This is a genomic window from Bacillus sp. OTU530 (assembly GCF_038440375.1).
The window spans coordinates 23,628-39,725 of record NZ_JASATP010000041.1 but is presented as its reverse complement, the minus strand read 5'-3'; the positions used below and the strand labels follow the sequence as shown (position 1 = coordinate 39,725).

The following is a 16,098-nucleotide window of genomic DNA, read 5'->3' as shown; positions in this document are numbered from 1 at the left end:
TATGCTAATTATAAATTATTTACAGGAGGAACACGAGATGAAAATTGGCTTTAATGAAGGATGCAACCGTTTCTGTGAGGATCACTCTGTATTGAAGGATCTAGAACTATGTGAAAAGTATGGTTTTGACTACATTGACATTCAATCCGAATGTCTTGACCGTGACCTTAAAGCTGGAAAGTTCACCATTGAACAGTTAGGAGATTGGTTTAAGTCTCATAACCTTACTATGCTGTCCTACAATGCCCTGAAATTCTTTAACATGAAGCAGACTCAGGAGGAAAAAAATGCAGTTATGGCAGAGTTAGATGAAATTATTAATCGCTGCCTCATTCTGAACTGCAAGATGATAGTTGTCGTTCCTAGTGAAAATATTACAGTCCATGCAACCAGAGCGGAAATTCGTACAGATGCAGTTGCTGTCCTAAAAGAAATGGTTAAAAAGGTTGAGCCTCATGGCATCAAACTGTCCATTGAGTTTTGCGGCAGCCCGGGTATGACGATCAATCGCTTCGAGGATGCATATGCAATCGTACAAGAGGTAGATTCTCCACTGGTCGGCGTTACGCTTGATCAATATCATTTCCATGCTATGGCTTCCGAATGGGCCGCACTAGAAAAGGCAGACGGGAAAAAGATTTTTGTATGGCATCTGAACGACACAGAGGACATGCCATGCGGTGCAGCATACAATACCGATGAAAAGCGCCTTTGGCCAGGTGATCCACGAGGATGTCTCGATCACAAGCGCTATGCCGACACTCTCAAAAAGATTGGCTTTGAAGGAAACTGCTGCACTGTTGAGGTATTCCGTCCAGACTATTATGAGTTAACTCAGAAGGAAAATGTGCGAACAGCGGCAGAGGTCACCCGTTTTCATGTGGAGAAGTATTGGGACCAACCGGTAGTTTCCCCCTCCCTTTCCTGATTTACTAACTAATCTTCTTTGAGTGGAATATATTATTTAATTCTAAAATTTTATACTTTCTCATAAAGAAAACTCGCTGATTGGCGAGCCCTGCCTTTGGGCGAAGACAGAGGCGTAGTTGCACTTATACTTTATTCCTAAAATTTCTCACTACGTCGAATTGTCTTCTAGCTAGAAATTTATACTTTCTTAAAGTGTAAAAAATCTCTCTGCTAGGCAGGGAGATTTTTTGTACACACGACCGTATCTAAGTTATTTTAAAACCACAATTCTCCACATGGTTCTGGTGCAAACACTTGATGTATATATAAAGAGACGATAAATTTCCTAGTGGAACTATTTTATGCTGGAAAGCCGAATAGTTGATGAACGAGGCTCACTCAGCCTCGGACAGACTTTTCCCCTTGAAAAATATCCCTTTCCTCCTACCAAAGGCCATATGTTTACAGAGGTTTTAGCTATACTTGATAATACTTAGCCAATGTTTTATTATTTCGTTCCACAACACGAGCTAAGTTATACTCATAAATTGGCACTTCCTCTGGAGTAAGCTGAGACGGGATTAATAGATCTGCCATATGCTGCAAGTCTTGCAGGATTCGCATCATTAAATCTGAAGCATAAATAGACTTTCCAAGCAATTCTGAGAGGGATGCCATCGTTGTTGGAACAATACTTGGATACACGAACTTCGTTTGTTCCCCTTTTAAGGAAATCCTATAAAAATCACGAATGAGAGCCGCGCGGGCAGAACCGCTTCCCGTTGCGCATAAATAAATTTGCACAGCAATGCCTCCACGAGTACGACGCTGTGAAATGCCTGCAAACTTTTTGGATTGAATGCTTAAATCGTAGCTGCCCGGACAATATGAACCTATAATTTCCTTTGCTTCAACTCTAGTATTGTAGTCCTTCAGCATCCTTTGGATAAGGTTCCACATCGCATCATAGCCGCGGTTAATATCAATGTTATTCCCTGTCTCACGCAGAATAAGAGATACGTTAAGTACTCCTTCATCAAGTACAACTGCCAGACCTCCAGAATTGCGCACAACAACGTTATATCCTTGCTTTTGTAAGAACTGTACTCCTTCTTGGAGATAGGGAAGCCTCGTATCTTGAATACCAAGAACGATAGTATTATGATGAACCCACGAACGAATAGTGGCAGGGGAAATACCACTTCCAACAGTTGTACATAACGTATCATCCATCGCAAAGGATTGAAGTGAATGAAACTGTGAACCCAAGCTTGATTGATCGATAATACGCCACTTAGGCTGAAATAAGATAGAATGAGAATTGTTCATGCTAGTGCTCCTTTTTATCAGATAAAGCAAGAAGCCTTCCATTAGGAAGACCCCTGCAACATATTTAACATTTAAAATTTCATTTCGTAAGATTTAAGACTGTCACTTTTTCACGCGTCATAGATTCAAGACCTTTGCGAACACCTTGCGCTCCCATACCGGAACCTTTAACTCCAATAAACGGAAAATGATCTGGTCCTCGTTCCGTACGTCCATTAATTTGAACAGAGCCTGCCTCAATCTGATTTGCAATTGTAAAGGCCCTATTAATATCTTGTGTAAAGATACTTGCCTGCAAACCAAATTCAGATTCATTTGCAAGTCTAATTGCTTCTTCATCAGAGGACACGCGGATCACGGGTAATACTGGCCCAAACGGCTCTTCCCAAGCTACACGCATATCAACTGTGACATGATCTAGAAGGGTAGGATGTATTAAATTATCTTCCCGCTTGTTTCCTGTCACAAGTGTTGCTCCTTTTTCAAGTGCATCATCAATTAAGCCTTGAACAAAATCTGCTGATCCGGTATCAATTAATGGCACAACTGTATTTCCCTCTTCCGGAGAACCTACAGATAATCTTTCTACTTCTTGTTTTAGAATTTTTAAGAGTTCATTCGCCACACTTTCATGTACCAGCACACGCTTAATTGCTGTGCAGCGCTGACCAGAATAAGAGAATGCTCCACTAATAATCTGCTTAGCCGCTTCCTGTAAATCCGCATCCTCACATACGATACCCGGATCTTTACCGCCTAGTTCCAGTACAAGTGGAATCATAGCTGCTTTTTTTGCCAACTGAGTGCCTGTATTTGTACCGCCAGTAAAGGAGATCATATTGATTCCTTTATGTTCGACTAGATAGTCACCAATCACGGATCCCCGACCAGTTACTATATTCACAAGACCTTTTGGAAGGCCTGCCTTGTGAAGTGCCTCTATCATTTTAATCCCACTAATTGCTCCCTGGGTCGCAGGTTTAAAGATGACAGCATTTCCTGAAATAAGTGCTGGTGCTAGTTTAGCAGCAGCTAAGTTTACTGGATAGTTAAATGGTGGAATCGCGAGCACTATACCTAATGGAACGCGTTCAATTATTGCAACTTTTGATTTAGAACCTCCCGGGAAACTATCTCCTTTCATGCTCTCACCATGCATATGAAGAGCTTCTTCCACTGTATAACGAATTAGGTCTGCTGTCCGTGCAACCTCACTCTTCGCATCTTTTAAACTTTTGCCGACCTCCTTCATAATAACCTCAGCAATTTCATCTTGCACGCTCATTAATTCATTTGCCCAGTTATATAAATATTTCGCACGCTCTTGTAAGGAAACTTCCTTCCAAGTTTTTTGCGCCTCCTGTGCGAAAGAAATAGCTTCATCTATCTCTTCTCTTGTAATAGCCTGTACCCTTCCAATCAGATCAAGAGAATACGGCGAGTAAATTTCGATCGCCTGTTGGGAGCTGCTTTCTTTCCATTCTCCATCTATAAAGAACTTATACGTTTTTACATTCATTGAAGTTGACAATACAGACACCATAAGTATCCCTCCTCTAAATCCCTTGTATTTTCAACAGTTTAAATTTTTAGTTTTTTATCTAAGAAAAAATTGAATCGGAATCAGCAAACTTATTTTCAATTCCGATTCAACTCCCCGCTAATATTCTTTTTTGTATTTAGCTCATATACTAAAAGTATTTTTCAGTCAAATCCCTACCCTAGTTCACATTAGAACCGACTGCTCTCTTAAGATTACTGGAATCTGTAGATTCAGCTTCTTTCTGTTCAGGCAGTGTAATAAATTTCATTAGGAATGCACTGAGTAAATACAACACTGTATAAATCCAAATAACACCTGATACACCTAAACTCCCGATGAAAACGCCTACAATTGCCGGCCCTAAAAATGTACTTAAACCTGCTCCAAGGTTCAGAACCGACATTGCAGCACCCTTATTACTTGGATCTAATGATGGAACTAAAGCTGATAACGGAACATAACCCGCTAGACATGCTCCAAAACAAGCTGCCACAATCGTTGCAGCTAAGTAATTAGGCCCCATAATAGCTGGAATATAGTAAAACGCCGCAGTAGAGATTGCACAGCCTACTCCACCAAACCACATAATCGTCCTATTCCAACCTAATTTATCTCCAACAATTCCAAAGATTAAGTTAAAAAAGATATTGCTTGTCCAAAGTGCTCCGTAAATTTGTAACCATTCAGATCGTGTAAAGCCTACTTCCATCATATAAGCTGGCATAAATACAACAAACCCATATGCTCCTGCTGTATTAATTGTTCTTACAATACCACCTAACCCAATTTTTGGATTTTCAAAAGCAATAGTAATACCTTTTGCAAGATATTTAATCACCTCTGCTTTAGTTTCAAATTTATTGCTATTTTTATTCTCAGACTTTTCTTTATTTAAGAGAATGGCAATTGTAGCACCCAAGAAAACAAAAATTAATGCACTCCAAAGTGTGTTAATTTCTCCTAAAGTCGAAAGCACAATACTAGAATAGAATGCGCCTAAAACATTTAACCCCGCTGCAAATGCAAACCAGAACCAGCCTACAGCTGTCGCAAGCTTTTCACTTGGAGCATAATACGTAACCCAAACTAAAAATGAATATGCAAACAAAGGATAACCGAAACCTCTTAAGGAATATGTTGGAATCATAATAGCAAGATGCATCTGATTAATGCCAAGTGTCATAAAAAGAACTGTTCCCACTATAAATAAAAACAACCCTAGAGTCATTGCTTTTCGAGGCCCTAAAATTTCAGCAAGTACACCAGAAAGCCAAGCTGCAATCGCAGCTGCAAAACCATACACAGAAAATAATAAAGCAGACTGTTGTACTGTTAAACCTTTATCCATTAAATATGAAGAAAGCCATCCTTGTTCAAGACCATCTCCCATCATAAACAGCATAACTCCAATAAATCCTAAAGCCATTTTAGAATCCAAGCCAACCTTATTTAACACGCTATTCATAAACAAATTCCCCCTCTTCTCCTTAATAACAGGTTCCCAGCTACCTAGGAATCTGTTCCTTAAGTGCACCAACTTATATTTTCACATTTAGAATTTAGATTGATTTTTTAAATATGATTTTTGATACAACATCAATACTCGGAATCATTTTTTCTCCCACACAGATGATCCAGAGAGATGAGCTTCCCTAGCCCCGTTGAAAGCCCTCACATTTTGGTGTTCAACTTATTGACTCAAATCCACTTGAACCAAGTAACAGTGATAAAATTGGAACTTCACAAATGAGAGATAAAATTAAAAGACCCCAAATGCTCCTTGCAAGAGGTGATACAAATTTTGTAATAAGATCTCCTATTTCCGTGAATACAATAATCCTAATAATAGTAATAACCAAAGTCATAAAAAGCAGGATATACTCGTTAAACTGTTTCACATGTCGCCTAATAAAAGATTCCAACGACACTGCTTATACTTCTTCCAACTTTTTTAATGATTGGTTTTTTTGAGATTTCTGTGATGTATACTTAGTTACTTTTTTGTTTAGTCTGTTCTTTTATCCGTTTCAAATTCAAAGGAGCAGGATTAGAAATGCTTTGTATTTGCATTGTGCACGCTTACAATTTCATCTGTACTTTCTTGAAGAATGTCAATATGCTCCTCTTTAATACGTGATACGAAATTATGTTCTTTAATGAAATGCATAAGTAGCCCTGATGGTGATGTAGGCAGTAAATTAATTATCATCGCCCCCATGTTAAGATAAACGCCACAATGTGCAGTTCCGCCACAGTCAATAATTACACAAGCTATTTCGTGACTGGGAATAGATGCTTTTAAACCATCTATAACCCCTATACCTGTTAACTCAGCAATTTATTGTGAATCCGGATAGATGCTTCCCCTTGTAATGAAAATCAATCTCCCAAGTATTCACCACCTCCTTTTATCAAAATTTACAACAGGTTAATTTTGATAAAATTATAAATTTTTTTTACGTTAATTGTCAATAAAATTTTGAAAACCATTGTTTTTACTCTCAAAAATTATCATTTGAATTACTTAATTTTTAAGTATATAAATTCCCCTGCTTTCAATACATTCAAAAAACCAAACGCAAACGCTTCCTCCTCTACAACTATCTGCGAGTTGTTTTATAGAGCTTGAAGTACTGAAAATTCTAAAAGACAGTAGAGGATTCTTGTTTAATACAAATGTTACTTGGTATAATAAATATACCTGTGTAAATAAAGAGGGGATTATATGTTAGGTTCGGAAGAAAAACGCCAATTAGTGAGGATCGCTAACTTATACTATATAGAGGGCTGGACACAAGGGAAAATAGCAAAAAAATTTGGTGTGTCTCGACCTTTTATTTGTAGATTATTACAAAAGGCAAAAGATAGTGGGATTGTAGAAGTATATATTAAGGACGAAAGTATACATACTGTTGAATTAGAACAACAGCTGAAGGATAAATATAAATTACAGGATGCTGTAGTAGTATCCACCGAAGGGATTGCACCCGAAACAGTAAGAAGGGCTGTAGGCCAAGCCGGAGCCTATTACCTCTCCAAAAATCTTGAGAACACAAAACAAATTGGGATCTCTTGGGGGGAAACCTTATCAGCGTTCGTGAAGGAATATCCTTTTGAAGAAAGAGAAGAAATAAATGTTGTCCCCCTGGTAGGTGGCATAGGAACAAAGCATATCGAAATACATGCTAATCAATTAGCATATGAATTAGCAAAAAAGCTGCACGGAACAAGTTCATACTTGTATGCCCCAGCCATTGTAGAAACAGCAGAGCTAAAAGAGTATCTTTTAGAGATACCAGATATTAAAATGGTTCTTGAGAAGGGACAAAATGTAGATATAGCTCTTATTAGTGTAGGAAACCCCTATAAAGATTCTACAATGAGAAATCTTGGATATTTACAAGACGAAGATTTACAGCAATTCCGTAAGATCGGAATTGCTGGTGATATTGCTTCCCGTTTCTTTGATGCATCAGGAAATGCAGTTGACCATCCTTTAAATCATAGAACCATTGGTCTACCATTAGAGCAATTAAGACAAATTAAGAAGGTTATTGGAATAGTTGAAGGAGTTCATAAATCAGAGAGTATATCAGCTGCTTTAAAGGGCTCTTATATAGATGTACTGATTATAGATGAGCACACAGCTTCAGCTCTTATAAAAGAACAGTAAGGGTTTAATTCAAAAGTCACTTAAAGTGATGATTGAATTAAACCCTTTTACTTTTTGTGCAAATCTAATAACAAAACGATTTTTTCCTTCTAAGCAAATTCACTGAAGAAATTTAGATGTTGACAATTTTTGCAGTAAAGCTCTATAATCTTAACAAAAGTAACAAACAGTAACTTTTGTTAAGAAGCTATTAGTGTTCCTAATTCTACAGAAAAATTTTTATTAAGCTTTGTAATCGCTTGCTTATAAAGTTTCTTTTGCATAAGAAATACACTAGAAGAAACAAACATCTTGGATCATAAATACTAAGGTGGGAATAACAAATAGAACTGTTTTTACTAAAGCGATAAATCGAAGTTTCAAGGTCATTTTTTATCACAAAATTATTGGAGGGGGCTAGTTTTATGTTGGGATTGAATTATAAATTAAGAGAGTTAGAGAAATTGGGCAGAGAAATACGCGTTGGATTAATTGGTTGTGGACAAATGGGGAGAGGAATGATTTCACAAATTGAAGGTATGAAAGGTATGCGTGTTGTTGCAACAGCAGATCTTCATACTGCATTCATTCAACAAGCCTACATTAAGGCAGGAGTAAACGAACAATCCATTGTAATAACAAATGAGCTTGAAGAAGCGGAAAAAGCAATTGAGCAAGGAAAAGTTATCGGAACTGTGTATAGTGAACTAGTTACTAGCTTACCTAGTGTAGATGTAATTGTAGACGCAACAGGTGTTCCAAATATTGGGGCTGAAATTGCTTGGAAAGCAATTTTAAATAAAAAACATATTGTTATGCTTAATGTAGAAGCTGACGTAACAGTTGGTCCACTGTTAAAGAAAATGGCAGATGCAAGCGGAGTAGTTTATACAGGTTCTGCAGGTGATGAGCCAGGAGCGGTTATGGAATTATATGATTTTGCAGATGCAATTGGTTTTGAAATCATTGCATTAGGAAAAGGTAAAAATAACCCGTTAGATCACGCTGCAAATCCAGCTTCTGCAGAGGCGGAAGCGAAGGCAAAGGGAGCTAGTCCAAAAATGATTGCCTCGTTCCAAGATGGAACAAAAACAATGGTAGAAATGAATGCAGTTGCGAATGCAACAGGATTCCTGCCAGATGTTGCTGGTATGCACGGTCCTACAGGAACAGTTCAAGATCTTCCAGGGTTATTCCAGCTTAAAGAAGATGGAGGAATTCTAAATAAAAAAGGTATTGTTGACTATGTAAACGGAGTAGCGCCAGGTGTATTTGCTATTATCTCTACTGATAAGCCAGAGGTTCACCATGAAATGAATTATTTAAAAATGGGCGATGGTCCAAACTATATCCTATACCGACCATACCACTTAACAAGCTTAGAAACACCGCTTTCTGTTGCTCGTGCATACTTCCATAAGGAAGCGACAATTGCTCCATGGGCAGGCCTACAAGCAGAAACAGTAGCTGTAGCAAAAGTGGATTTAGAGCCCGGTTCTCGCCTTGATGGTATCGGAGGCTTTACTGTTTACGGAAAACTATTATCCCAAAGTGAATCTTCTAGCGCAAATGCACTGCCTATCGGTTTAGTGGATGCAAATGTTGTTGTGACTCGTCCTGTGAAAAAAGGAGAAATCATCACATTTGATGATATTGAACAGGAAAAAGAATCCATGATTTGGAAGTTACGTTCATTGCAAGCACAGAGTATTAAAAAGCCTGCAGTGGAAACAAAACCTGTTTTGGTATAACTGAAAAATCTATAGTAGACATGCAAGAATCACATGTCTTTCAGCCTAGAATTACATCCCATGACTATATGAATTCCTGTTATTGTCTCGATATATTAACTTGGATATGTATGAATTAAACATTTTATGGGAGAGATAATAAGGTTCAAATTAAAAGCTCCTTAGCTTTGCTTTGAACCTTATCTCTCTTATTTACAGAGATAGCAATACAAATTTGAGGAACAGAAATCAATATGAGCTTTCATCAAATTTGTATTGCTATATAGTAATAAACACTGCTAACTCCACTTTTCCACGCAACAGTATACAGAGACACTATTAAAGGTAATTCAATATTAAAATTCACACAATCTAAATGTATATAATTGATTAAACTTACTTCATTGATAGGAACGGGGAGGTTTTATAAATGAAAAAAGAATTAGTAATGGGGATTGACGGAGGTACGGAGGGTGTAAGAGTAGGGATTTATGACCTATCTGGAAAGCAAGTTGGTATGGGTATTACCGGATATAAAACATATCATCCTAATCCTGGCTGGGCAGAACAAGATCCTAGTGAATGGTGGTCAGCCTTAGTAAATAGTGTAAGACAAGCAATGAGTCAAGCAGGAGTAAACAAGGAACAAATTATTGGTTTGAGTTTAGATACTACTTGCCCGACCATGGTATTATGTAAAAATGATGGAACACCTTTACGTCGTGCTCTTATGTGGATGGACCTTCGAGCCCACGAAGAAGCGGATATGATTTCCCGTTCTGGTCATGATGCTTTAAAGTATAACGGTTATGGAAAAGTTTCCCCAGAGTGGATGCCATGTAAGGTTCTATGGTTAAAAAGAAATGAACCTGCACTATATGAAAGCGCAGATAAAATACTAGATTATTCCGACTGGTATACGTATAAATTAACAGGTAGACATACAGGAAGCATTAGTACAACCACATACAGATGGTATTACAACGAGGAGGAAGGCGGAGTACCAAGACATTTTTATGAATCAATTGGTTTAGACGATGTTTTCGAAAAGCTGCCTCAAGATATATACAAATTAGGAGAACTTGTTGGTGGACTTACACGGGAAACAGCAGAGGAGTTAGGACTTAGTGAAGGAACACCAGTGGCTCGCGGAGGCGTAGATGCCCTTAATGGCATGATTGGTTTAGGGGTAGTTCAAGCTGGGAAATTAGCCCTTATTACGGGATCATCACACAACGTCTATGCACTAACAGATAAACAAGTTCATGCCAAAGAGATTATGGGTTCATTCCCAAATGCTCTTGTTCCCGGCTTAAGATTAGTAGAGGCTGGACAATCCTCTTCAGGCTCCACTATAAAATGGTTCCGAACAAACTTTTGCAAAGACTTGGAGTATATAGCAAATCAAAAAAATGTAAACGTTTATGATTTATTAAATCACGAAGCAGCTCAAATCCAACCAGGCTCTGAAGGTCTTATCGTTTTGGATTACTGGCAAGGTAATCGCTCACCACATGTAGATCCTAATGTTAGAGGAATGATCTCTGGTTTGTCACTAAAACACGGAAGAGAGCACATCTATCGAGCGATTATAGAAGGAATTGCCTACGGAACAGACTATAACATCCGCAATTTTAGAAATAATGGAATTGCTACTACAGAAGTATATGCAGCTGGTGGGGCAACAAATAGTAAGCTGTTTATGCAAATTCACGCCGATGTTAGCAATATTGCCATAAACATCCCTGAGGATAACCAAGTGGCTTGTTTAGGTTCTGCAATCTTAGCTAGTGTGGCTGCGGGGGCTTATCAGAATATTGAAGAGGCTGTTTCAAATATGGTTCGCTTTAAAAGCGAAATCATTGAACCTAATCAAGAAAATCATGAAAAATATCAATTATATGCTGAACAGTACAGAAAAGCTTATCCACAATTCCATAATTGGATGTGGGAAAATACGCTTATCCACAATTCCATAATTGAATATGGGGAAAATAAAAAAATTAATCAACTTGATTTAGTAGGTGGTTTAAAGTAAGGCATCTAATGGACCCTTATCTAACTCTTGTTCCTAAATTTTAAAGAAAACTCGCCGATTGACGAGCCCCGCTCTTAGGCGCAGGCAGAGGCGTAGCCCTACTTATACTGTACCTAAAATTTCCGACTACGTCGAATTCACCTCTAGCTGGAAATTTATACTTTCTTACAGTGTAATAAAAGCATAAGACAACTGGCCTGCCAGGTTGACTTATGCTTTTCTAAAAACTTATATATGGATCAATTTTCCCATTTTAGGCAGACTTCACCTATAGGTGGATTTGCCTTTTTTCATCCTTATTGTTCCGTTGTCAGAATAGTGATAGTCTGTAATACATTTAAATACCATAGAAGGTAAACAGAGTTTAGAAAAAAATTAGCGTTGGTTAATAGCCTGTAAAAGATATCTTACCTTTATAAAGAGGAGCCATAGTCTCATCAAGGAGAGTTCAACATGAGAATTAAAGGAGAAGTGTTCAAAAAAAGATCTTACCCATATCATGCCGAAGAAAATATCAACTGCATCTGTTTTCTCGAGATTGATGATGCAATTCAAATAGGAGAAGATAAAATTAAAGTGATTCCTATTTTAAGTGAGGAATCAATCGTTTCTCGTATTATTGGTAATTTTGTTGAAGTTGAGGGAGAAATTTATTGGAAACAGATTATTACACCTCTCGGCAGACCGAACTCTCTTCCTGTCCCAATTTTCAGATTAGATAGGATTGAGAAAATTCATTCCCCTGAGGTAAAAAAAGATTTAGAAATTCAATTATCTTAGAGCCTCTAAATAGGGATGGTGAGCTGTCCCCTCTTACTGCTTTATATGCTTAAAAGGGGGGACTCTTTCGAAGATCTGTTAAAAATGTGGTGCCAAAATGTAAATTATCCTATCTCGAAGGAAATAACATCTTAATCTAAGTTACCTTTTCCTAGCTAAGGTGTTCATTACATCCTATAGAAATTCAAATTCTGTACAGAACTAGAGCTTTAGTAGAAAGTATTCTTTAAAATCAACAAGGGTTTCTATGTTCATGTTTTTCAGAAAAATGATCCATATCTATCATCGCTTCCATTTGGCTAATATGCAACTGATGATAAAAAATGCTCCCTTATTATTCAATGGGAGCACTTTTTATTAAGAAATATAAATCTACATTAAAGCTCTATTTAATCTAGTTACAATAAAATTTTCTAATCATATAACCGCAATACAAGTTAACAATCATTACATCTCCGTACCTTAGCCACGCAACTGTGTTTTTTCCAAGTTTACCTGTTCATCAGCATGATAAGATGAGCGGACAAGGGGACCTGACTCACAATGATCAAACCCTTTGCTTAGAGCTATTTCTTTTAACTCATCAAATTCAGCAGGCATCCAGTATTTCATAACTGATAAATGCTTCTTAGATGGTTGTAAATATTGGCCGATTGTAAGAATATTTACCTGATTTGCTCGTAAATCATCCATAGCTTCAATAATTTCTTCTTTTTCTTCTCCAAGACCGATCATAATACTCGATTTAGTTGGAATATCCGGTTGCATTTCCTTTGCACGGCGTAAAAATTCAAGAGAACGCTCATATTTTGCTCTCGCACGAACCTGGTCAGATAAGCGTCGCACAGTTTCAATATTGTGATTGAGAATATCCGGGCGTGCGTCCATTAAGGTTTTTAGGTTCTCATAGATCCCCCCCATATCTGATGGTAAAACCTCAATAGAAGTAAAAGGGCTTTTACGACGTACAGCACGTACAGTTTCAGCAAATACCCCTGCCCCACCATCCTTTAAATCGTCACGAGCAACTGCAGTGATTACAACATGCTTTAAATTCATTTGTACAACTGAGTCAGCCACCCTTTCAGGTTCTCTCCAATCCAACTCTGTTGGTACTCCTGTTTGAACCGCACAGAAGCGACAAGCACGAGTACAAATACTTCCTAAAATCATAAAGGTAGCCGTTCTTCTAATGGCCCAGCATTCATGAATATTCGGGCATTTCGCTTCTTCACAAACTGTATGCAGTTGTTTTTCCCTCATCATTTTTTTGAGGTTAGTATAGTTTTCATTTGTATTTAATTTAATTTTTAACCACTCGGGTTTACGAAGGTTCTCTGTTTTTGTTACCATTCTAACCATCTCCATATAGCATAATGTATCCAAACAATAACTATTAAAGATAAAATAGGGGCCAATATTCACCCCTCTTTAAAATAAATTCAATACAAAAGAAATTGGGGTCGATTGGAATTTGATTAAGAAATATTTATGCTAGGTGTGTTAGTTGTCTTTTAACAGGGCTAACGCTGTTTGCTCATCTACAATTAATGCATCCATATAGTTTCCTTTCAAAGCTGCAGATAAACTTTCTAACTTATGAATTCCATCAACTACCCCAATAACTTTCTTAATGTTCTTTAGTTTTTCTAGAGGTAAACCAATAACTTTATCATTTAGTGGAATTTCAACTACATTTCCCGATTCATCTAGGAAACGGGAGGCTATATCACCTACTGCGCCTGCTTTACGGAGTTGCTCCAAATCCTGATCTTGCAAATACCCAAGCATCCTCATAGTAGAATTTTGATAAGGATTCCCAACACTAATAAGGGCTATATCTACATTCTGCCCCTCTTCAAGCACTGATGCGATATCCTTCATAGCAACAAGCCGATCTCTTAATTCTGTTGTTTCTACAACGGCTGGGGCATACAAATAGGAACAGGTACTATTCATCTTTTTTGATAACTCATATGCTAACTGGTTAGAATGTAGCTCAACACGTTTCGTTCCTAAGCCCCCAACAAGAGGAATAATTTTTATCCCTTCCCTTTGTTCAACAGGATGCTCCTTTACCAATTCTGCCAAAGTAGCCCCCCAGGAAATACCGATTCGGCTTACATCTTTTAAACTTTTGGAAAGATAATGGCTGCCTGCTCGTCCCACTTCTCTTTTTATCATTTCTGGAGTAAGTTCAGAAGTCGAAACTACAACTACATCCTTTAATCCATATTTCTTCTCAAGTTGATATTCCAGCTGTATCGTACGAAAATCTTCATCTTTAATATATACTTCTACCATTCCAACATCTCTTGCCTTCTGCAAAAGTTTTGAGACAAGACTTCTAGATACGCCAACTTTCTGGGCGATTTGTTCCTGTGTACAGTCCTCCATATAATACAAATTAGCTACTTGAGCTAAACGTTTCTTTTCTTCCCAATCTAACATACAATCACCTCTATACCCCAAAATACTTAAAATATTTGGAAATTTAAAATGTAGGGGATAATAGTCAAACTTACCTGAATGGCAGAGTACCTATTCGTATGCTTAATTAGCAAACGATACTTCTTATTTTTCCCCATTCTTTCATTTTATCTCCATCAACATAAACAATCCATCCTATCTAATTTAAATAAACATTCTATGCTATTACTGTTTGGATAGAGATGACACATATACTAAATAGATTATTTGAAACTTAATTTATTTCATTTAATTTAAGTAATGTAATACTGACTATGTTTCAATAAAATTTTAGTTTCAAACGTTAGAGTAGAATGAAACCTGACCAACATTAGCTTATGCTCCCTTATAATAAGGAAGAAAGACGACAAATATTTAATAGGTTAAAGCTAAATTTAGGGACCAATGAATATAGAATATTAGATAGCTTGCCAGCTTTTTCAGACCTCCCTTGATTCTTCATAATCTTTCACAGCTGTACATCTTCATATTTGAAAGTATTTCAGAAATGACATCTGATAATGTAGATATCCCCTTAACCAGCCTTACTATCCCTACTGATTTTTTACTACCATGCCTTTCAGCATATTTATATCCTGGGGACTTGTAAAGGTAGCTATAGACAAAGAGGCTGAACCTAGGGGCCATTGTGATTGGCCCCTAGGTCAGCCATCTATCTGTTATCCAAAAGCAGTGCTGCCGTTATCTCATCTATAATTAATACATCTAGATAATTTCCTTTTAAAGCGCCTAGCACACTCTCAGCTTTATGTGAACCCTCTACAACTGCAATAACTGTTTGGATTGCCCTTAGTTGTTCCAATGAGATACCGATAACCTTGTTATTTATTGGATGATTAATAGGTTCTCCTAATTTATCAAAGAAACGAAAAGCAATATCGCCTACTGCACCAAATTTCCGAAGGTTATCCAAATCAAATTCCTTTAAGTAGCCAATCTCCCGTAGTGTAGATTCTTTATGAGGGTTCCCTAGACTGATAAGTGCTGCATCTACATTCTTTCCTTCTTCAAGGACCACTTCAATCTCTTGCATTGCCATGAGGTGATTTTTTAACTCTTCTGTTTCCACGACTGCTGGTGTATACAAGTAAGAACAGGTACTATTCATCTTTTTAGATAATTCATATGCTAGTTGGTTAGCATGTATCTCCACAGATTGACGGCCCATTCCCCCTTCTAGAGGAATGATCCTGACATCTTCTCTTCGCTCGTACGGGTACTCCTTGACAACTTCAGCTACAGTAGTTCCCCATGAAATTCCTAGTCGCTTAATATCTTTTAGATTGTTAGCTAAATAATAAGCACCTGCTTGTCCAACTGCTTTTCTCCTCATCTCTGGTGTATATCCAGCAGTTGAAACCACGACTACATCTTTTAGCCCAAATTCTTTTTCTAGATTTAGCTCTAAGTCGACTGTATGGGAATTCTCGTCCTTAATATATACCTCTACAATCCCGATTTCTTTTGCTCTTTGTAATAGCTTTGAAATAACAGGTCTTGAGACACCTACTCGTTTTGCGATTTGTTCTTGTGTCCAACCATTCAGATGGTACAAATTAGCAACCTTCACCATTTGTCTTCTTTCTTCCGAACCTAACATATAATCGCCTCTTTACTTATACAGCTA

12 protein-coding genes are annotated in these 16,098 nt (G+C 37.5%); 5 read left to right on the top strand and 7 right to left on the bottom strand.

Features of this window, described 5'->3' with window-relative positions; genetic code table 11:
• Nucleotides 1–37: 37 nt before the first annotated feature.
• A complete protein-coding gene (locus AAHB12_RS23195) occupies nucleotides 38–928 on the top strand; it encodes a sugar phosphate isomerase/epimerase family protein (protein WP_342047379.1) in 891 nt (296 codons plus the stop codon).
• A 458-nt stretch (nucleotides 929–1,386) separates the two neighbouring features.
• Here AAHB12_RS23195 and AAHB12_RS23190 read toward each other — a convergent pair whose 3' ends face one another.
• The 4 genes from AAHB12_RS23190 to AAHB12_RS23175 form a co-directional block, all read right to left on the bottom strand.
• Nucleotides 1,387–2,238 (bottom strand): lipoate--protein ligase family protein, encoded by an 852-nt coding sequence (locus AAHB12_RS23190; RefSeq protein ID WP_342047378.1) that lies wholly within the window; start codon nucleotides 2,236–2,238, stop codon nucleotides 1,387–1,389.
• 79 nt (nucleotides 2,239–2,317) lie between these two features.
• Nucleotides 2,318–3,757, bottom strand: coding sequence for an NADP-dependent glyceraldehyde-3-phosphate dehydrogenase (locus tag AAHB12_RS23185; RefSeq protein WP_446715602.1), 1,440 nt, complete (start codon nucleotides 3,755–3,757; stop codon nucleotides 2,318–2,320).
• Between the two features lie 202 nt (nucleotides 3,758–3,959).
• Nucleotides 3,960–5,246, bottom strand: a complete 1,287-nt coding sequence (locus AAHB12_RS23180; RefSeq protein WP_342047375.1) for an MFS transporter — start codon at nucleotides 5,244–5,246, stop codon at nucleotides 3,960–3,962.
• A 582-nt stretch (nucleotides 5,247–5,828) separates the two neighbouring features.
• The gene (locus AAHB12_RS23175) at nucleotides 5,829–6,119 is read right to left on the bottom strand and encodes a hypothetical protein (protein WP_342047393.1); all 291 of its coding nucleotides are present in this window, start codon (nucleotides 6,117–6,119) and stop codon (nucleotides 5,829–5,831) included.
• 387 nt (nucleotides 6,120–6,506) lie between these two features.
• On the opposite strand from AAHB12_RS23175, the gene AAHB12_RS23170 reads away from it, so the two are divergent.
• The 4 genes from AAHB12_RS23170 to AAHB12_RS23155 all read left to right on the top strand — a co-directional run bounded on the left by AAHB12_RS23170 (nucleotide 6,507) and on the right by AAHB12_RS23155 (nucleotide 11,981).
• Complete coding sequence (locus tag AAHB12_RS23170; protein WP_342047373.1) at nucleotides 6,507–7,454, top strand: sugar-binding transcriptional regulator; 948 nt, start codon at nucleotides 6,507–6,509, stop codon at nucleotides 7,452–7,454.
• A gap of 404 nt (nucleotides 7,455–7,858) precedes the next feature.
• Entirely contained in the window at nucleotides 7,859–9,184 is a 1,326-nt protein-coding gene (locus AAHB12_RS23165) for an NAD(P)H-dependent oxidoreductase (protein WP_342047371.1), read from the top strand.
• A 409-nt stretch (nucleotides 9,185–9,593) separates the two neighbouring features.
• The gene (locus tag AAHB12_RS23160) at nucleotides 9,594–11,201 is read left to right on the top strand and encodes an FGGY-family carbohydrate kinase (RefSeq protein WP_342047370.1); all 1,608 of its coding nucleotides are present in this window, start codon (nucleotides 9,594–9,596) and stop codon (nucleotides 11,199–11,201) included.
• Between the two features lie 453 nt (nucleotides 11,202–11,654).
• Entirely contained in the window at nucleotides 11,655–11,981 is a 327-nt protein-coding gene (locus AAHB12_RS23155; protein WP_342047368.1) for a hypothetical protein, read from the top strand.
• 462 nt (nucleotides 11,982–12,443) lie between these two features.
• Here the strand turns inward: AAHB12_RS23155 and lipA are convergent, their stop codons facing one another.
• The 3 genes from lipA to AAHB12_RS23140 form a co-directional block, all read right to left on the bottom strand.
• Nucleotides 12,444–13,334, bottom strand: coding sequence for a lipoyl synthase (gene lipA / locus AAHB12_RS23150; RefSeq protein WP_342047367.1), 891 nt, complete (start codon nucleotides 13,332–13,334; stop codon nucleotides 12,444–12,446).
• Between the two features lie 150 nt (nucleotides 13,335–13,484).
• On the bottom strand, nucleotides 13,485–14,432 hold the full coding sequence (locus AAHB12_RS23145; RefSeq protein WP_342047365.1) for a sugar-binding transcriptional regulator: 948 nt from the start codon (nucleotides 14,430–14,432) through the stop codon (nucleotides 13,485–13,487).
• A gap of 691 nt (nucleotides 14,433–15,123) precedes the next feature.
• The gene (locus AAHB12_RS23140; protein ID WP_342047364.1) at nucleotides 15,124–16,071 is read right to left on the bottom strand and encodes a sugar-binding transcriptional regulator; all 948 of its coding nucleotides are present in this window, start codon (nucleotides 16,069–16,071) and stop codon (nucleotides 15,124–15,126) included.
• Between the last annotated feature and the right edge of the window lie 27 nt (nucleotides 16,072–16,098).